At 46.9% G+C, this 19,120-nt stretch carries 20 protein-coding genes and 1 other annotated feature; of the genes, 19 read left to right on the top strand and 1 reads right to left on the bottom strand.

Annotation, left to right across the window (positions count from 1 at the left end; translation table 11 throughout):
- Nucleotide 1: 1 nt before the first annotated feature.
- The 11 genes from FYJ59_RS08575 to FYJ59_RS08625 all read left to right on the top strand — a co-directional run bounded on the left by FYJ59_RS08575 (nucleotide 2) and on the right by FYJ59_RS08625 (nucleotide 9,838).
- On the top strand, nucleotides 2–649 hold the full coding sequence (locus tag FYJ59_RS08575; protein WP_154496477.1) for a hypothetical protein: 648 nt from the start codon (nucleotides 2–4) through the stop codon (nucleotides 647–649).
- Nucleotides 650–737: 88 nt separating this feature from the next.
- The gene (locus tag FYJ59_RS08580) at nucleotides 738–1,580 is read left to right on the top strand and encodes a basic amino acid ABC transporter substrate-binding protein (RefSeq protein WP_154496478.1); all 843 of its coding nucleotides are present in this window, start codon (nucleotides 738–740) and stop codon (nucleotides 1,578–1,580) included.
- Between the two features lie 119 nt (nucleotides 1,581–1,699).
- A complete protein-coding gene (locus tag FYJ59_RS08585) occupies nucleotides 1,700–2,389 on the top strand; it encodes an amino acid ABC transporter permease (protein WP_022153726.1) in 690 nt (229 codons plus the stop codon).
- The gene (locus tag FYJ59_RS08590; RefSeq protein ID WP_022153725.1) at nucleotides 2,376–3,098 is read left to right on the top strand and encodes an amino acid ABC transporter ATP-binding protein; all 723 of its coding nucleotides are present in this window, start codon (nucleotides 2,376–2,378) and stop codon (nucleotides 3,096–3,098) included. The genes FYJ59_RS08585 and FYJ59_RS08590 overlap by 14 nt, the downstream gene beginning before the upstream one ends.
- A gap of 21 nt (nucleotides 3,099–3,119) precedes the next feature.
- Nucleotides 3,120–4,142 (top strand): glycosyltransferase family 2 protein, encoded by a 1,023-nt coding sequence (locus FYJ59_RS08595; protein ID WP_205839504.1) that lies wholly within the window; start codon nucleotides 3,120–3,122, stop codon nucleotides 4,140–4,142.
- 1 nt (nucleotide 4,143) lies between these two features.
- Nucleotides 4,144–5,208, top strand: coding sequence for a histidinol-phosphate transaminase (hisC, locus tag FYJ59_RS08600; RefSeq protein ID WP_148447211.1), 1,065 nt, complete (start codon nucleotides 4,144–4,146; stop codon nucleotides 5,206–5,208).
- A 29-nt stretch (nucleotides 5,209–5,237) separates the two neighbouring features.
- Nucleotides 5,238–5,714 carry a COG2426 family protein gene (locus tag FYJ59_RS08605; protein ID WP_154496480.1) on the top strand — a complete coding sequence of 159 codons (477 nt, stop codon included), beginning with the start codon at nucleotides 5,238–5,240 and terminating at the stop codon, nucleotides 5,712–5,714.
- 21 nt (nucleotides 5,715–5,735) lie between these two features.
- Nucleotides 5,736–6,566, top strand: coding sequence for a class I SAM-dependent DNA methyltransferase (locus tag FYJ59_RS08610; protein WP_154496481.1), 831 nt, complete (start codon nucleotides 5,736–5,738; stop codon nucleotides 6,564–6,566).
- Nucleotides 6,567–7,439: an Hsp33 family molecular chaperone HslO gene (gene hslO, locus FYJ59_RS08615; RefSeq protein ID WP_154496482.1), complete on the top strand. Its 873-nt coding sequence runs from the start codon at nucleotides 6,567–6,569 to the stop codon at nucleotides 7,437–7,439.
- A 21-nt stretch (nucleotides 7,440–7,460) separates the two neighbouring features.
- Entirely contained in the window at nucleotides 7,461–9,371 is a 1,911-nt protein-coding gene (locus FYJ59_RS08620; RefSeq protein ID WP_154496483.1) for an NAD(+) synthase, read from the top strand.
- 116 nt (nucleotides 9,372–9,487) lie between these two features.
- Nucleotides 9,488–9,838, top strand: a complete 351-nt coding sequence (locus FYJ59_RS08625; protein ID WP_022153718.1) for a transcriptional regulator — start codon at nucleotides 9,488–9,490, stop codon at nucleotides 9,836–9,838.
- Between the two features lie 40 nt (nucleotides 9,839–9,878).
- Here FYJ59_RS08625 and fliD read toward each other — a convergent pair whose 3' ends face one another.
- On the bottom strand, nucleotides 9,879–11,174 hold the full coding sequence (fliD, locus tag FYJ59_RS08630; protein ID WP_154496484.1) for a flagellar filament capping protein FliD: 1,296 nt from the start codon (nucleotides 11,172–11,174) through the stop codon (nucleotides 9,879–9,881).
- Between the two features lie 233 nt (nucleotides 11,175–11,407).
- Between fliD and rpmG the strand changes: the two genes are divergently transcribed.
- The 8 genes from rpmG to rpoB all read left to right on the top strand — a co-directional run bounded on the left by rpmG (nucleotide 11,408) and on the right by rpoB (nucleotide 19,107).
- Nucleotides 11,408–11,557, top strand: coding sequence for a 50S ribosomal protein L33 (gene rpmG, locus FYJ59_RS08635; RefSeq protein ID WP_022153716.1), 150 nt, complete (start codon nucleotides 11,408–11,410; stop codon nucleotides 11,555–11,557).
- 27 nt (nucleotides 11,558–11,584) lie between these two features.
- Complete coding sequence (gene secE / locus FYJ59_RS08640) at nucleotides 11,585–11,788, top strand: preprotein translocase subunit SecE (RefSeq protein WP_022153715.1); 204 nt, start codon at nucleotides 11,585–11,587, stop codon at nucleotides 11,786–11,788.
- 15 nt (nucleotides 11,789–11,803) lie between these two features.
- A complete protein-coding gene (gene nusG / locus FYJ59_RS08645; protein ID WP_022153714.1) occupies nucleotides 11,804–12,322 on the top strand; it encodes a transcription termination/antitermination protein NusG in 519 nt (172 codons plus the stop codon).
- A gap of 172 nt (nucleotides 12,323–12,494) precedes the next feature.
- Nucleotides 12,495–12,920: a 50S ribosomal protein L11 gene (gene rplK, locus FYJ59_RS08650; RefSeq protein ID WP_022153713.1), complete on the top strand. Its 426-nt coding sequence runs from the start codon at nucleotides 12,495–12,497 to the stop codon at nucleotides 12,918–12,920.
- 62 nt (nucleotides 12,921–12,982) lie between these two features.
- A complete protein-coding gene (gene rplA / locus FYJ59_RS08655; RefSeq protein ID WP_022153712.1) occupies nucleotides 12,983–13,672 on the top strand; it encodes a 50S ribosomal protein L1 in 690 nt (229 codons plus the stop codon).
- 124 nt (nucleotides 13,673–13,796) lie between these two features.
- Nucleotides 13,797–13,919, top strand: a sequence feature (ribosomal protein L10 leader region).
- Nucleotides 13,920–13,955: 36 nt separating this feature from the next.
- Nucleotides 13,956–14,492, top strand: coding sequence for a 50S ribosomal protein L10 (gene rplJ / locus FYJ59_RS08660; RefSeq protein ID WP_022153711.1), 537 nt, complete (start codon nucleotides 13,956–13,958; stop codon nucleotides 14,490–14,492).
- Between the two features lie 53 nt (nucleotides 14,493–14,545).
- The gene (gene rplL, locus FYJ59_RS08665) at nucleotides 14,546–14,917 is read left to right on the top strand and encodes a 50S ribosomal protein L7/L12 (protein ID WP_022153710.1); all 372 of its coding nucleotides are present in this window, start codon (nucleotides 14,546–14,548) and stop codon (nucleotides 14,915–14,917) included.
- Nucleotides 14,918–15,180: 263 nt separating this feature from the next.
- The gene (gene rpoB, locus FYJ59_RS08670; RefSeq protein ID WP_154496485.1) at nucleotides 15,181–19,107 is read left to right on the top strand and encodes a DNA-directed RNA polymerase subunit beta; all 3,927 of its coding nucleotides are present in this window, start codon (nucleotides 15,181–15,183) and stop codon (nucleotides 19,105–19,107) included.
- Nucleotides 19,108–19,120: the final 13 nt, after the last annotated feature.

Raw genomic sequence — 19,120 nt, forward strand, 5'->3', positions numbered from 1 at the left:
CATGGGGAAAATAGTACTTGCGACGATCATCATTTCAGGCAGTGCAAAGTGGCTGCTGAAAGTTGGCGGGAATAAAGAAAAATGGTACGGAAGTGACAGGATTTTCATGTATGTCATGACTGTGTTCGGTGCGATGGCCGTAAACTATTCGGAGCAATGCACAGAATATGGGTGGGTCGTGAGTAATCTCAGACTGCTGGCCGGCTGTCTGCTGGCCGGAGGCCTTCTGAGTGCGGCATACATGGATCGTAGAAATTGCTGGGTGTATAATTATGTATGGTGGTGGTGCCTCCCGTGGGCCGGAATCCTGGGACTGACGGCGGGTGGAGGATTTCATGGTATCGTCGCTGTACTGGTGTTTGTCATGCTGCAGCAGCTTCTCTTCAGCAGAATGTACGGAAAAGCGGATTGTCATGCATTTTCGGTCTGTGCTTTGGCGGAGTGCGGAAATGCAGTCGGAATGGTGGGGGTTCTGCTACAGATGTTTCTCTCAGTCGTGTTATTGACAATCGTGCAGCTGTTTCGGGGAAATGTTACTCCAAGAGGCAGACTGCGCGAACCACAGCCGTTTATTCCTTATATTATCACAGCATTTTTTTCCGTAACGTTCCTCGAAAGTGTTTTTAGAACAACGTATATTTATGCATAAACAGTTGCGTATCTTTTTAAAAAGTGCTATAGTAACTAAAGTTTAGAAACCATAGTGGTTTCCAAAACACAGACAGGAGGAAAATATTATGAAAAAAGCAATCGCAATGTTACTTGCAACTGTAATGTGCACAGCAATGCTGACAGGCTGTGGTTCTGATTCCGCAACCAATGAGAGTTCTCAGGCTGCTGAAAGCAGTGTGGCAGAGACTGCTGTCGCAACAACGGAAGCTGCTGCAACAACGGAAGCAGCCGATAAGACAGAGGGCGGCGTACTGGTATTCGGTACAAATGCTGAGTTCCCTCCCTTTGAGTATGTTGGTGATGACGGAGAACCCGATGGATTTGATGTCGCTCTGATCAAGGCAGTAGGTGAGAAGCTGGGCATGGAAGTTCAGGTAGAGAACATGGAGTTCGACTCTCTGGTAAGCTCTATCGGCAACAGAATTGACGGTGCTATCGCTGGTATGACCGTAACTGACGAGCGTAAGGAGCAGGTGGATTTCTCCAATCCTTATTACGAGGCAGTACAGTATGTGATCGTTGCAGCAGATTCCGATATTGCAACTGCAGATGATCTGAAGAATAAGACCATTGGATGTCAGCTGGGAACTACCGGTATGTTTTTGGCAGAAGATATTGAAGGTGCTACCGCTCAGACTTACAACAGAGCTGTAGATGCTGTAAATGATCTGGTAAATGGCAGAGTAGATGCTGTTATTATCGACAAAAACCCTGCAGAAGTATTCAACACCAAGTTCGAAGGCAAAGTTAAGATCATCGATGGTGCAGAGTTTGGATTCGAGACCGAGGAATATGCGATCGCACTTCCCAAGGGAAGCGAACTGGTAGATCAGATCAATCAGGCACTGGAAGACCTTAAGGCAGATGGTACCTTTGATGCTCTGGTAGCTCAGTACATCGGAGAGTAATTTTTATACAAAATATACACGAAAAAAGAAGAGAATGGCTTGTGCCATTCTCTTCTTTTTGCTATATTAAGGTAGGCAATGGAAATTTATACATTTACAAGAAAGGCATAGGAAATAACATGCAAAATATCTGGCAACATATTTATGCAGCCTTCATTGAAGCTGACAGATGGAAGCTTTATCTGAAAGGCCTGGGAGTAACCTTAGAGGTTTCTTTTTTTGCGGCACTGCTTGGTATCCTGATTGGAACGATTGCAGCATTTTTAAAATTGTCTACGAGAAAAAACGGTTCGAAGACTATAGCATCCCGTATTGCGAGCGCCTATATTGATATTATCCGAGGTACGCCTACCACGGTCCAATTGCTGATCATGTGGTCCGGTATTCTGGCTACCTGCAAAAACAGTGTTCTGATCGCCAGCCTGACGTTCGGTATTAATTCCGGAGCATACGTGGCAGAAATCGTCAGAGCGGGAATTCTGGCGGTGGATAAAGGACAGATGGAAGCGGGAAGATCTCTGGGATTGAATAAATTCCAGACCATGCGTTATATCATTATTCCTCAGGCATTCAAGAGCATTCTGCCTCCGCTGGGCAACGAATTTATCGTGTTGATCAAGGAGACATCTATTGTGGGTTATGTAGGAATGAGCGATCTTACCCGTGTGGCCAATCAGATGACTTCCAAGCTGTTCGATGTATTTACACCGCTGCTTGGTATTGCCTTCATCTATTTTGTATTGACCAAGGTATTGTCCATCCTGCTTGCAAAACTGGAAAGGAGACTGCGTAAGAGTGATAATCGTTAAAGATCTGCATAAAAGCTTTGAAGATAATCAGGTGTTAAAAGGGGTAAGTTATCATATTCATCCCGGTGAAAAAATCGTAGTAGTGGGCCCCTCCGGATCCGGCAAAAGTACATTTTTACGTTGCCTGAACCTGCTGGAGAGACCTACCAGTGGTGAAATATGGTTCGACGGACAGAATATCACAGACCCTAAGATTGACATTAATAAAGTCCGTCAGCATATGGGAATGGTGTTCCAGCATTTTAATCTGTTCAATAACCTTACGATCATGAATAATATTACGCTGGCGCCTGTGAAGTTAAAGCTGATGGGCGAAGAAGAAGCAAAGGAAAATGCTCTGAAACTGTTAAAACGTGTAGGACTGGAGGAAAAAGCAGATGCTTATCCCGCATCCCTCAGCGGCGGACAGAAACAGAGAATTGCCATTGTAAGATCTCTTGCCATGAATCCAAGAGTAATGCTATTCGATGAACCGACTTCCGCACTGGATCCGGAGATGGTCGGAGAAGTTCTGGAAGTTATGAAGGAACTGGCGGAGAGCGGTATGACAATGGTGGTCGTAACGCACGAAATGGGATTTGCCAGAGAAGTAGGTACAAAAGTGCTTTTCATGGATGGCGGAAATATTGTGGAGGAGAATACCCCTCAGGAATTTTTCACCAATCCGCAGAGTCCCAGATTACAGGAATTTTTATCTAAGGTATTATAAGATGTTATAAAGGAACGGTGAATGCAGATGATCACAATTTCTTTATGCATGATCGTGAAAAATGAAGAACGGATCCTGGCAAGATGTCTGGACAGCGTAAAAGATCTGGTGGATGAGATCGTCATCGTGGATACAGGTTCTGTGGATGCGACCAGACGGATCGCACAGACATACACGGATCGGGTTTATGATTTTACATGGATCGATGATTTCAGTGCAGCGAGGAATTTTGCTTTTTCCAAGGCAACTTGTGAGTATATTTATTCCGCAGATGCGGATGAGGTTCTCTCGGAAGAGAACCGGGCAAGGTTTCAGGTGTTAAAAGAAACGCTTCTGCCCGAAATTGAAATTGTACAGATGAAATACGGCAACCAGCTGCACAACGGTACGGTTTATAATTTTGATGAAGAATATCGACCGAAGCTGTTTAAGAGACTGAGAAATTTTATATGGGAAGAACCAATTCATGAAATGGTCCGGCTGGAACCGGTTGTCTATGACAGTGATATTGTGATCACCCATATGCCGGAGCAGAATCATGCAGGCAGGGATATTGCCAATTTCCGTAAACAGATCGCAGCAGGAAGACAGCTTTCCAGAAGGTTGTATGGAATGTATGCAAGAGAATTGTTCCTGGGTGGAGCGGACAGGGATTTTCTGGAGGCGGAGAACTATTTTCAGATGCAGGTGGCTTCTCCGGACAGAAGCGGAGATGAGATCACGGAAGGCTGTTGTGTGGCAGCAAAAGCGGCAAGACTGCGGGGAGATGCGGTGAGCTTTTTCAAATACACCTTAAAGGTGATCGCCGGAGACGGCTGCTCGGAGATCTGCTGCGAATTGGGGCATTTCTACGAGACATCCGGGGACTTGGAGGAAGCGGTCATCTGGTATTACAATGCGGTATATGAAACGCAGCCGGTACTGGCACTAAGGACTTCCGGGGCAGAACCGCTGGAGGGACTGGTTCGATGCTATGATCGCCTGGGACTTTCGGAACAGGCAGCAAGCTATCGGGAAGAGTTGAATAGCAGGAGTGAGGAGTGAAATTATGAAATGGGAAGAAAATGTACGTAAGGTAGTTCCTTATGTGGCAGGGGAACAGCCGAACCGGCCCAATATGATTAAATTAAATACAAATGAATGCCCGTATCCTCCCGCACCCGGGGTGCGAAAAGCGGCGGAAAATATGGAGAGTGCAGCACTCAGATTATATCCGGATTCAAATGCCCAGCCGCTGGTGGATGCCCTGGCAGCATATTATGATGTAAAACCGGAGCAGGTATTCGTGGGAGTCGGTTCGGACGATGTATTGTCTATGGCCTTTATGACTTTTTTTAACAGTGGTAAGCCGATTCTGTTCCCGGATGTCACCTATTCCTTTTATGATGTATGGGCAGATCTGTACCGGATCCCATATCGCACCTGTGCATTGGATGAAAACTGGCATATCCATCCGGAAGATTATAAACAGCCTAACGGCGGTGTCATCTTCCCGAATCCCAACGCTCCTACCGGCGTGGAGGAATCTCTTGAAACAGTTGAGGAGATCCTGCAGGCAAATCCGGATGTGGTAGTGATCGTGGACGAGGCTTATGTGGATTTCGGTGGCAAAAGTGCACTGCCGTTACTTAAAAAGTACGAAAATCTGTTGGTCGTTCAGACGTTTTCCAAGTCCAGAGCTATGGCGGGAATGCGTATCGGTTTCTGCATCGGCAACGAGAAACTGATCCACTATCTGAATGACGTGAAGTTTTCCTTTAACTCCTACACCATGAACCTGCCTTCGCAGGTAATGGGCGTGGAAGCAGTGAAGGATGATACTTATTTTAAAGCAACCACGGCTAAAATTATAGCTACGAGAGAGCGGGTGAAAAAGGAACTGACGAGCCTGGGATTTACTTTCCCGGATTCCAAGGCAAACTTTATCTTTGCTTCTCATAAGGAAGTTCCGGCAGAAGAATTGTTCCGGGCACTTCGAGAGGCGGATATTTATGTCAGACACTGGAACAAACCCCGCATTTCCAACTCCCTGCGTATCTCGGTCGGTACGGATGAGGAAATGGACCGTCTGATCGCTTTTCTGAAAGAATATCTGGAAAAGCGGGTATAATTAAAAAATAAAAGAATTGGAGTAAACACATGTTAAAAAAGTATTTGATCATTTTTCTGGTATCTATGGTTCCGTTGATTGAACTTCGAGGCGCTGTTCCCATTGCGGTGGGAATGAATCTGCCGCTGTTGCCCAGCTACATTATCTGTATCCTGGGAAATATGCTTCCGGTGCCTTTTATTTTCTTTTTTGCCAGAAAAGTATTGGAGTGGGGCGCAGACAAGCCGGTCATCGGTAAGTTCTTTACTTTTTGTCTGGAAAAAGGCCACAAGGGTGGACAGAAGCTGCAGGAGAAGGCCGGAAGAGGTCTGTTCGTGGCACTGCTTCTGTTTGTGGGAATTCCGCTTCCCGGAACCGGTGCATGGACCGGAACTCTGGCAGCCAGTCTGTTAGACATGGACTTTAAGTCCAGCGTGATTGCCGTGATGTTGGGAGTAGTACTGGCAGGTGTGATCATGGGACTGCTCAGCATGGGAGTGTTCGGGGCACTTGGGACTATTTTTTAAGAAAACGGAGATGCTGTAGCTATGGAAAACACAGAAGAGATTTATACCGATTTTGCAAGAGTATATGATGAACTCATGGACAATACCCCTTATGAAATGTGGTGCGAACGTCTGGACCGGCTGATCGCAGCCTATGGAGTGTCGAAGCCGGAGCGGGATGCGGAGGGAATTCTGGATTCCGAGCGTAATCTGGTGGTGGATCTGGGTTGCGGCACAGGTACGTTGACGGAAATGCTGTATCAAAAAGGCTATGACTGCATTGGCGTGGATAATTCTGAAGAAATGCTGAATATTGCCATGGATAAAAAAGCGGAGAGCGGTTCGGAGATCCTTTATCTGCATCAGGATATGCGGGAACTGGATCTGTATTCTACCGTGGGTACGGTGATCAGCGTCTGTGATTCCATCAATTATATTTTGGAAGAAGAGGAACTTTTGCAGGTATTCCGGCTGGTGAACAATTATCTCTATCCCGGCGGGGTATTTATCTTTGATTTTAATACCGCCTACAAATACCGGGAAGTCATCGGTAATACCACTATTGCGGAGAACAGACAGGATTGCAGTTTTATCTGGGAGAATTATTATGATCCCGAAGAGGAGATCAATGAGTATGATCTCACCATTTTCGTGCAGGAAGAGGAAGATATTTTCCGCAGATTCACTGAGACACATTTGCAACGTGGATATACTGCGGAACAGATGAGGGCGCTGTTGGAACAGGCCGGACTTAAAGTCCTCGAAATCATGGATTCCGATACCGGAGAGGCAGCAACGGCGACCAGCGAGAGAGTATATATTGTAGCAAAAGAGCAGCAAAAGGAGCTGCCGACAGAAAGGTACGTGAAATAAATGAAAGATTATATGGTACGTGCAACTGCAGCAAATGCACAGATCCGGGCATTCGCATGCACTACAAGAGAGACAGTGGAGACTGCACGGGCGGCACATAATACAAGCCCCGTGGTTACGGCAGCGTTGGGAAGACTGCTCAGTGCCGGGGTTATGATGGGCAGTATGCTGAAGGGAGACGATGAACTGATCACCCTGCAGATCAAAGGAAATGGTCCTATCGGCGGACTGACGGTGACTGCGGATAGGAACGGACATGTGAAGGGGTATGCCAATGTGCCGGATGTGATCCTGCCTGCCAATGCCCAGGGCAAACTGGATGTGGGCGGTGCAGTGGGCGCCGGTGTCTTGAGCGTGATCCGCGACATGGGCCTGAAAGACCCCTATGTGGGACAGACGGATCTTCAGACCGGTGAGATCGCAGAGGATCTGACTTATTATTTTGCAGTATCTGAGCAGGTTCCCTCTGTTGTGGGACTGGGAGTGTTGATGAACAGAGATAATACCGTAAGACAGGCCGGCGGTTTTATTGTGCAGTTGATGCCTTTTGCAGAGGAGGAGACGATCAGTAAGCTGGAGGAGAATATCAAAAATCTTGCTTCCGTCACCACAATGCTGGATGCCGGCAAGACACCGGAGGAAATGCTGGGTGTTCTGCTGGAGGGAATGGATCTGGAAGTTACGGATACACTTCCGGTGGAATTTTCCTGTAATTGCAGCAAAGACCGTGTGAGAAAAGCTCTGATCAGTATCGGAAGAGAAGAATTGCAGTCCATGATCGATGATGGCAAAGAGATAGAAGTGAATTGCCATTTTTGTAATAAAAACTATAACTTTACCGTGGATGAATTAAAGGAAATGATTCAGGATTGATTCTGTAAAGCGAGGAAGTCTATGAAACAGGGATTTGTCAAAGCAGCATCCGCCACACCGGCGATCCGGGTGGCGGATCCGGTTTATAATGCACAGGTGATCTGTGAACAGATGGAGGAAGCGGTCTCTCATGGAGCAAAAATAGTGGTATTTCCGGAACTGTGTATCACGGGGTATACCTGTGGGGATCTGTTTCTTCAGAACCTGTTGTTGGAAGAGGCAAAGGAAGCATTGCTTCGGATCACGGCGCAGACTGCAAAAATGGATGCCGTGATACTGGTGGGACTTCCGATAGAGAAAGACGGCCGGTTATACAATGTTGCGGCGGTATTACATCACGGAGATATCCTGGGAATGATCCCGAAGAAAAACATTCCTTCCTACGGAGAATTTTATGAGGGAAGACATTTCACTCCCGGGGAGGAGACCGTAACGGAATATCAATTATCCGGGCGGAAAATTCCCTTTGGAATAAACCTTCTGTTTCGCTGCACAGAACTTCCGGAACTGGTGATCGGCTGTGAAATCTGCGAGGATCTGTGGGTGGCGGAACCTCCTTCCACATCTCATGCACTTGCGGGAGCCACGGTGATCGCAAACCTCTCTGCATCCAATGAGACCGTCTCCAAAGATGACTATCGCATGTTATTGGTAAAATCTGCAAGCGCAAGACTCCTGTGCGGATATATCTATACTTCCGCAGGAGAGGGAGAATCCACCCAGGATCTGGTATTCGGAGGACATGACCTGATCGCGGAGAATGGTACGCTGCTTGTACAGTCATCCCGATTCTCTTCCGGAATTGTATATGCGGATCTGGATGTGCTTCGAATTGTGAATGAACGCAGAAGAATGGGAATGTTCGGACAGAAGCCGGAGAAAGATTACCGCGTGGTCCCTTTTTCCGTAAAGCTTGCACAGACCCGGTTGGATCGCAAATTTGCCGCACATCCTTTTGTGCCGGAGGATCCTGCACTTCGAAACAGACGGTGCGAGGATATTTTGTCCATTCAGGCATACGGACTGAAGAAAAGGTATGCGCATACCGGATTAAAGACGGCGGTCCTCGGAATCTCCGGAGGATTGGATTCCACATTGGCACTGCTGGTGACGGTACGTACCTTTGACCTGCTGCAACTTTCCAGAAAAGGAATTATAGCAGTGACCATGCCCTGCTTCGGAACAACGGACCGGACGTATGAAAATGCCTGCCTGTTGGCGGAGACTCTGGGTGTAACCCTGCGGGAAGTGGATATCAGAGAATCTGTGACCAGACATTTTGCCGATATCGGGCAGGATATGGGATGCCATGATGTTACCTATGAAAACGGGCAGGCCAGGGAACGCACGCAGGTGCTGATGGACATCGCAAACAAGGAAAATGCACTGGTCATCGGTACAGGAGATATGTCGGAACTGGCACTGGGCTGGGCCACCTACAACGGAGACCATATGTCCATGTATGGCGTCAATGCCGGTGTACCCAAGACACTGGTGCGGCATCTGGTGGACTATTATGCGGATACCTGTGAAAACAGGGAACTTACGGCAGTATTGAAGGATGTGCTGGATACCCCGGTCAGTCCGGAGCTGCTCCCGCCGGTGGAAGGAAACATTGCACAGAAGACGGAAGATCTGGTAGGGCCTTACGAACTGCATGATTTCTTCTTATATTATATGCTTCGCTGCGGATATGCTCCGGATAAGATCTACAGGATTGCAAAAGATACATTTTCGGGAAGATACAGTGACGAAATCATTAAAAAATGGTTGATAAATTTCTACCGAAGATTCTTTGCCCAGCAATTTAAACGGTCCTGTCTGCCGGACGGCCCCAAGGTGGGAAGCGTGGCATTGTCGCCCAGAGGAGACCTGCGGATGCCGTCTGACGCCTGCGCCAGGATCTGGTTGGAGCAGCTGGAAGAAATATAAAAATATTGTTAAAATTTCGTCGAAATTCTTAATTTTCTGTTTTTAACTTGAAATGGAAAACGCAAAATCGTATATTAAAGCTGTACCAATTATGGAGGATATGCGGAGGAATAAATATGACTAAGGCGGAGATTTTAAAGAAAGAAATTTTAAGACAGTATCGCAGTGTCAGACAGTTTGCAATGGAGATGAACATTCCTTACAGTACACTGGTAACCGCTCTTGAGCGCGGTATTGAAGGGATGGCGTACGGAACAGTGATCAAAATGTGCGACAAGCTGAGCCTGAATCCTGTGGATTTTTCCTCTCTGGAGAGAGATGCATCTCTGGGGGCACAGCTTTTGGAAAATCGTGTTATGCAGAATTATGTGAAGCTGAATCAGACGGGACGTGATAAGATCCTGGAACTGATGGACGATTTTGTACAGATCGATAAGTACAAGGCCAAGGCGAAAAAAACAAAATAAAGACAAACAAAAACAGCTACTGCTTTGATCTGTGAAAGGATCAGCAGTAGCTGTTAAACATCATGCCGCTGTAAGCACTGGTGGTGTAGGGACTGATAAAATTGTGACCGGGATTTTTGTAGGCCACTATTTTTTTGTCTACATAATCCATAGGGTTCAGGGAGACCTGATCGCTCTTACGCAACAGGGAACTGCTGAAATCCTTCAATACGCTGAAAGATGATAGATCATTTCCTGCTGATGCCGCTGCCTGCTGTAATTTTTCATCATTGACAGAGAGAATACCGTCATCCTGCAGGTGCATTCCCATATTTTCCAGAGAAGTGCCGTAATGGGAAGCAATTGATGAAAATTCACGGACCAGCTGTCTGCTTCTGGACTGGGTCTCCAGATAAGAAGCTGCAGACCGAATGAAGCTATTGTAGCTGCCGATCAGCTGGTTGATATTGTCAGTGATGGATTCGGTGTCTGTCTTCAGACCAATATGCACCGGCTTATCTTCGGGACTTACGGCTTTGATCTGTACATCGAACAGCTTGCCAACCGTGAAATGGTTGGAGGAAGAAGAACGCTCTTCACCATTGATCAGGAAGCATGCATTGCCGGCAGAATGGCTGATATAATTCAACCCCATATTGCCTACGACACCGGAGGCTTTGCTGGTGTGATCGTCACTTACGCGGAAATGATATGCCTTGTTGGCCGGTACACCGGTCGCATCAGAGGTCAGCCGGAGCGCGTAACGGGAATCGGACTCTGCAACATTTGCCTGGATACCGATATCCGCATTGTTGATCAGCCTGGAGAGACGATCCATGATCTGGCGGTTCGTATCTCCTTCGTTGATATTGAACTGGAATTCATAGTTCATATCGTTGATGGAAATATCAAAGGAGTAGGTCGCAGGGGAAAGCGTGGTAGCCAGATCCGGGAGAAAATATCCCAGGTTCTCCTGCGGGGTAGCCAGTTCTTTTACCTCAAGATCAAATTCCGGAGAAGTACTTGTCAAAGCGTCGGAACCAATATAGGCTGCTTCTGCTACTTCGGTGTCTGTGGAATAAGCACTTTTTTTACGGAACATGCTGTCCTGCTCCAGACCGCCGAGCTGTGCGATCGCGTTATGAAGCTCACGGGCATTTTCCTTCAGAGATACGGCGTAGTGCTGTGTGTCCTTGTTGGTGGTCGGAAGATACCAGGGAGCATCTTTGTTCAGTTTTACAATGGAATTATATACGCTGCGGAGTTCGCTTTTTTTATGTGTGTCATACTTCGTCAGCTGTCTGGGAGAATATGCCGCCAGATAGTTGTTGTATACCGTGTTGAGAACAGAACCCATAGATATCTCCTTTCTCCTCCGTGATCAAGGATATTTTATGAAAAAATACAGTCATCCACTTTTACGAGGCTATTATAGCATATATAATAAGAAGAAACAAGAAAAACAGCTGGATTTTCGGGAAAACAGTTGACGAAAGCCGAGGATTATGTTATAGTATCCAAGCGAGATGAGATTTAGGTCTTTTTTTTATGCTTAAATTTAGAGATCAGAAAACACGTGGAGGTAGAAAAATGCGTACAAAAATTACTTTAGCATGTACCGAGTGCAAGCAGCGTAACTACAATACTACCAAGGATAAGAAGACTCATCCTGATAGAATGGAAACCAAGAAGTATTGTAGATTCTGCAAAACACATACATTGCACAAAGAAACCAAATAATCAGCCGTTCTAGCATGGGAGGTCGAAATGGGAGATTCCGCAGAAAAACAGAAGCGCCCCAGTTTCTTCAAAGGCGCAAAAGCTGAATTTAAGAAAATTTCATGGCCAGACAGACAATCCACATTGAAGCAATCCGTAGCGGTTGTTGCAATTTCAGTTGTAGTTGGTGTGATTATTGCGGTGCTGGATTATTTTATTCAGTACGGCGTAAACTTCTTAACATCATTATAGAGCGAGGGTGATTGTATGGCAGAGGCAAAATGGTATGTAGTCCATACCTATTCAGGATATGAGAACAAGGTCAAAGCCAATATCGAGAAGACCATAGAGAACAACAAGAATCTGGCAGAACAGATTCTTGAAGTAAGAGTCCCTATGCAGGATGTGGTGGAACTGAAGGACGGAGCCCGCAAGACGGTATCCAAGAAGATGTTCCCCGGATACGTACTTCTTAATATGGAAATGAACGATGATACCTGGTATGTCGTTCGTAATACCCGTGGCGTGACCGGATTCGTAGGTCCCGGAAGTAAACCTGTACCTCTTACAGAAGCTGAGATGAAGCCTTTGGGCATTAAGACCGAAAATGTATCGATCGACTTTGGCGAGGGCGACAGCATTGCTGTTGTGGCCGGAGTATGGAAAGATACTGTCGGCGTGGTGCAGAAACTGGACTATGGCAAACAGACAGCTACGATCAATGTAGAACTGTTTGGAAGAGAGACCCCTGTGGAAATCAGCTTTGCAGAGGTCAGAAAGCTTTAATGAAGCTTACAAAGATATTTTCTTCCGGAGACTTCCGGAATAAAATATAAACTCTCGGATCCGCAAGGGCCTGAGAGAGGCAGCACAAAAGGAACGGCAACGTTCCAGTGGGAGCAGGAGGCAAGTAACAAGGCAGCCTGCGCCGAATTACCACATTATAGGAGGTGCCACAATGGCAAAGAAAGTAGAAGGATATATCAAGTTACAGATCCCTGCCGGCAAAGCAACACCGGCTCCCCCTGTTGGTCCTGCACTTGGACAGCACGGGGTGAACATCGTTGAATTTACAAAGCAGTTCAACGCAAGAACAGCAGACAAGGGAGATCTTATCATTCCCGTAGTTATTACTGTATATGCAGACAGAAGCTTTAGTTTCGTTACAAAGACTCCCCCTGCAGCAGTACTGTTAAAGAAAGCCTGCAACATCAAGTCCGGTTCCGGCGTTCCCAACAAGACCAAGGTAGCTACCATTTCCAAGGCTAAGCTTCAGGAGATCGCTGAGATGAAGATGCCGGATCTGAATGCAGCAAGCCTGGAAGCAGCTATGAGCATGATCGCTGGTACTGCACGCAGCATGGGTATTGTTGTTGAGGAGTAACTTATAAATATTTGGGAGGCAATCGACAATGAGATTGCCGCTGGAACCTAGGAGGTAAAATAATGAAACATGGTAAGAAATATACCGAAGCTGCCAAGCTGGTAGATCGCGCTACATTCTATGAGCCTAACGATGCTATCGCTCTGGTTAAGAAAACTGCAACTGCTAAATTCGATGAGACCATCGAGGTTCACATCAGAACCGGTTGTGACGGACGTCACGCTGAGCAGCAGATCCGTGGCGCAGTTGTACTGCCTAACGGAACCGGTAAGACTGTAAAAGTTCTGGTATTCGCAAAAGGCGATAAGATCAACGAGGCTGAAGCAGCAGGCGCTGATTATGTTGGCGGCGAGGAGCTGATCCCGAAGATCCAGAACGAAGGATGGCTGGACTTCGACGTTGTAGTAGCAACCCCTGATATGATGGGTGTTGTAGGTCGTCTGGGTAAGGTTCTCGGACCTAAGGGCTTAATGCCTAACCCTAAGGCTGGTACCGTAACCATGGATGTAACCAAGGCAGTTAACGATATCAAAGCCGGTAAGATCGAGTACAGACTTGACAAGACCAACATCGTGCATGTTCCCGTTGGTAAGGCTTCTTTCACTGAGGAAGCTCTGCAGGAGAACTTCAACGCACTTATGGACGCTATCGTAAAGGCTAAGCCCAGCGCATTAAAGGGTCAGTATCTGAGAAGCATCACTCTGACCAGCACCATGGGCCCCGGCGTTAAGGTTAGTGTAGCAAAGTTCTAATCTGATCTCTAATCTAATTAGATAACGAATGCTAAAGAGCCGCTTCACTGTTCACAGTGAGGCGGTTTTTGCAAAAAAATACTAAATAATCCTTGACAAGCACAGTCTCCTATGCTATTCTATCTGAGGTTGTAAAACCATGCCGAAGACAGCAGGTGCAAGGGAGACCGAGCGTAAGTCCTGCCGAGGAGATAAGTATGATGATATCATCTCTCTGTGTCTTCACAGAGAGTTTTTTAATTTATTCTTCTTATCGGCACAAAATCTATAAGGAGGTAAAGAAATGGCAAAAGTTGAATTAAAACAGCCTGTAGTAGAAGAGATTTCTGCTGGTATCAAAGATGCCCAGTCTGTAGTTCTGGTAGACTACCGTGGACTTACTGTTGAGCAGGATACCCAGTTACGTAAGAGCTTACGTGAGGCAGGAGTTAGCTACAAGGTTTACAAGAACACCATGATGAACTTCGCGTTCAAGGGTACACAGTTCGAAGGTCTGTCCGAGTATCTGGAAGGACCCAGCGCAATGGCTTACTCTACCGAGGATGCAACCGCTCCTGCAAGAGTACTGGCTCAGTTCGCTAAGACTGCTGATAAGCTTGAGATCAAGGCCGGTGTGGTAGAAGGTACTGTTTATGATGCTAAGGGTATGGCTGCAATTGCTAACATCCCTTCCAGAGACGTACTCATCTCCAAACTGCTTGGCAGCTTACAGAGTCCTATCACCAATTTTGCACGTGTTATGAATCAGCTGGCTGAAAAAGGCGGCGCAGCAGCTTGCGAAGCAGCAGCACCCGCAGAAGAAGCACCCGCAGCTGAATAATAATTGCAGCTAATTGACAATCAATCAAAATATTTCAAATGGAGGAAATTAAAATGGCTAAATTAACAGCACAGGAATTAATCGATGCTATCAAAGAGTTATCTGTATTAGAGTTAAATGATCTCGTAAAGGCTTGCGAGGAGGAGTTCGGCGTATCTGCAGCAGCTGGCGTTGTTGTAGCAGCAGCTGGCCCTGCTGAAGCAGCAGAAGAGAAGACTGAGTTCGACGTAGAGCTGACCGAGGTTGGCGCTGAGAAGGTTAAGGTTATCAAGGTTGTTCGTGAAGTAACCGGTCTGGGCCTGAAGGAAGCTAAGGACGTAGTTGACGGAGCTCCTAAGGTTGTTAAGGAAGGCGCTTCTAAGGAAGAGGCTGAGGACATCAAGAAGAAGCTTGAGGAAGTTGGCGCAAAGGTTACTCTGAAGTAATTTTTAACCAGTATATGACGGACCATGTGCCGGCACCTGCCGGTGCATGGTTCTTTCTTATTTATTATTTTCTAAATTATTCATTTTTTCAAAAATATTCAAAAAAATTCCTTGACGCTATTTTATCATTGTGCTATTATGGATAGTGCACTATTGTGCGGTGCTATGCTTATTTGTCATGCATAAAATTTGACGTTTATATATACTGCATTGTTGCCGACGCAAAATAGGCTTTAAATCTGAAAGAACGGGGTGAAATGTCAATGGAAAAGAACAGAATACGTCCGATTGCCGGTACCAAGGTTATGCGTATGAGTTATTCAAGACAAAAAGAGGTTTTAGAGATGCCCAACCTGATCGAGGTCCAGAAGGACTCTTATCAGTGGTTTTTAGACGAAGGCTTGAAGGAAGTCTTTGACGACATCTCTCCGATCGCTGACTACAGCGGTGCCTTAAGTCTGGAATTTGTGGATTTTGAACTCTGCAAAGACGACGTGAAGTATTCTATCGAAGAGTGTAAAGAGAGAGATGCTACATTTGCAGCACCTCTTAAGGTTAAGGTTCGCCTTTATAACAAAGAGAAGGAAGAGATCAGTGAGCATGAGATTTTCATGGGCGATCTTCCGCTGATGACTGAGACCGGTACTTTTGTGATCAACGGCGCGGAACGTGTTATCGTCAGCCAGTTGGTTCGTTCTCCCGGCATCTACTACGGAATCGGACATGATAAGATCGGTAAGAAGCTGTTCTCCTGTACCGTGATCCCGAACCGTGGAGCATGGCTGGAGTACGAGACGGATTCCAACGATGTCTTCTATGTACGCGTGGACAGAACCCGTAAGGTTCCCATCACTGTATTGATCCGTGCACTGGGCATCGGTACCAATGACGAGATCCGCGAACTCTTCGGTGACGAACCTAAGATCGAGGCAAGCTTTACCAAGGACACTGCTGAGAATTATCAGGAGGGTCTGTTAGAGTTATATAAAAAGATCCGTCCCGGTGAGCCTTTAAGTGTTGAAAGTGCAGAAAGCCTGATCAACGCTATGTTCTTCGACCCCAGAAGATATGATTTAGCCAAAGTCGGCAGATATAAATTTAATAAGAAGTTAGCTCTGAAGAATCGTATCCGTCATCAGATCCTGGCTGCAGATGTGGTAGATCCTTCCACCGGTGAAGTGATCGCATCCGCAGGAGACAAGGTGACCGCAGAGCTGGCAGATACCATTCAGAACAGCGCCGTTCCTTTCGTATATATTCAGACAGAGGAGAAGAACGTAAAGGTACTGTCGAACCTGATGGTAGATCTGACTCATTATGTAGATTGCAATCCCAGAGATTTCGGTATTCATGAGCTGGTATATTATCCGGTTCTGGCACAGATCCTGGAAGAGTTCGGCGATGATCCCGAGAAGCTGGCAGAAGCGATCAAGAAGAATGTACATGAACTGGTACCCAAGCATATTACCAAGGAAGATATTCTGGCTTCCATTAACTATAACATGCATCTGGAGTATGGTCTGGGCAATGATGACGATATCGATCATCTGGGCAACAGACGTATCCGTGCGGTAGGTGAACTGCTGCAGAATCAGTATCGTATCGGTCTGTCCAGAATGGAGAGAGTGGTACGCGAGCGTATGACCACACACGATGCTGAGGAGATCTCTCCCCAGTCTCTGATCAATATCAAACCCGTAACCGCAGCAGTGAAGGAATTCTTCGGATCTTCCCAGCTGTCTCAGTTTATGGATCAGAATAACCCTTTGGGTGAGCTGACCCACAAGAGACGTCTGTCTGCACTGGGCCCCGGCGGTCTGTCCAGAGATCGTGCCGGATTCGAAGTTCGAGATGTACATTATTCCCATTACGGAAGAATGTGCCCTATCGAGACTCCCGAAGGTCCTAACATTGGTCTGATCAACTCTCTTGCAAGTTATGCAAGAATTAATGAATATGGTTTCGTAGAGGCTCCTTATCGTAAGATCGACAAGTCCGATCCCAAGAACCCCCGCGTTACCGACGAAGTAGTCTACATGACTGCGGACGAAGAAGATAATTATCATGTAGCACAGGCGAACGAAGCACTGGATGCAGAAGGACATTTCGTGAGAAAATCTGTCTCCGGACGTTATCTGGATGAGACACAGGAATATCCCAAGGAAATGTTTGATTACATGGATGTATCCCCGAGAATGGTATTCTCTGTGGCTACTGCACTGATTCCTTTCCTGCAGAACGACGATGCGAACCGTGCACTGATGGGATCCAACATGCAGCGTCAGGCCGTGCCTCTTCTGAGCACCGAAGCACCTGTAGTAGGTACCGGTATGGAAGAAAAGGCAGCAGTAGACTCCGGTGTCTGCGTGGTAGCCAAGAAAGCGGGAACCATCAGTTATGTATCTTCCAAGACTATCCGCATTGATTATGATGACGGTGAGAAGGAAGAGATCCATCTGACCAAATTCTCCCGCAGTAACCAGTCCAACTGCTACAATCAGAAGCCTATTGTATTCAAGGGCGATCATGTGGCACAGGGACAGGTCATTGCAGACGGACCTTCCACTTCCGAAGGCGAGCTGGCACTGGGTAAGAACCCTCTGATCGGTTTCATGACATGGGAAGGTTACAACTACGAGGATGCAGTTCTGTTAAGTGAGAGACTGGTACGTGATGATGTGTATACTTCCGTTCATATTGAGGAGTATGAGGCAGAAGCACGTGACACCAAGTTAGGACCCGAGGAGATCACCCGTGATGTACCCGGTGTCGGTGATGATGCACTGAAGGATCTGGATGACAGAGGTATCATTCGTATCGGTGCAGAGGTTCGTGCCGGTGATATCCTGGTGGGTAAAGTTACTCCTAAGGGAGAGACTGAACTGACTGCGGAAGAGAGATTGCTGCGTGCCATCTTCGGTGAGAAGGCAAGAGAAGTAAGAGATACCTCCTTAAAGGTACCTCATGGTGAATATGGTATCGTAGTGGATGCCAAGGTATTTACCCGTGAGAACAGCGATGAGCTGGCACCCGGAGTAAACCAGGCAGTCCGCATTTACATTGCACAGAAGAGAAAAATCTCTGTTGGTGATAAAATGGCAGGTCGTCATGGTAACAAGGGTGTCGTTTCCCGCGTGCTTCCTGTAGAAGATATGCCTTATCTGCCCAACGGACGTCCTCTGGACATCGTGCTGAATCCTCTGGGCGTGCCTTCCCGTATGAATATCGGACAGGTTCTGGAGATCCACCTTTCCCTGGCTGCCAAGGCACTGGGCTTCAATGTGGCAACCCCTGTCTTCGATGGCGCAAACGAGAAAGATATTATGGATACGTTGGATCTGGCCAACGATTATGTAAATCTTCCTTTCGACGATGCGGAGAGCGCAGAGTGGAAGGAAAAGGGTCAGGAGACTACCGCAGACGGTAAACCCTGGTCCGGAGAGACCTTTACCAGCAAGCATGGTGAGGAACTTCTCCCCGAGGTTATGCAGTATCTGTCTGAGAACAGAGATCACAGAAGTGTATGGAAGGGTGTTCCCATTTCCAGAGACGGTAAAGTACGTCTGCGTGACGGAAGAACCGGTGAATACTTCGACGGTCCCGTAACCATCGGACACATGCATTACCTGAAACTGCATCATCTGGTAGACGATAAGATCCACGCACGTTCTACCGGACCGTACTCCCTGGTAACACAGCAGCCGCTGGGTGGTAAAGCTCAGTTCGGTGGACAGCGTTTCGGAGAAATGGAAGTATGGGCTCTGGAGGCGTATGGTGCATCCTACACCCTGCAGGAGATCCTGACAGTGAAGTCCGATGATGTGGTTGGACGTGTTAAGACCTACGAAGCAATCATTAAGGGAGACAATATCCCTGAGCCCGGTATTCCCGAGTCCTTCAAGGTTCTGCTGAAAGAGCTGCAGGCACTGGGTCTGGATGTCAGAGTGCTGCGTGAGGATCAGACCGAGGTCGAGATCATGGAGACCGTCGATTACGGTGATACCGATTACCGTTATGAGATGGAGGGTGATCGTAAGTATGATGACGATTACGACAAGGGTTCCCTTGGCGAGATGGGCTATCAGTCACAGGAGTTTGACGACAACGGCGAACTGGTGAATTCCGAAGACGACTATGAGGAAGACGATTACACCGATGATAGCTTTGACGGCAGTGATGATGAATTTTAATGCTTTGTATAGA

The sequence above is a fragment of the Waltera intestinalis genome (assembly GCF_009695995.1).
Lineage (GTDB): Bacteria > Bacillota > Clostridia > Lachnospirales > Lachnospiraceae > Acetatifactor > Acetatifactor intestinalis.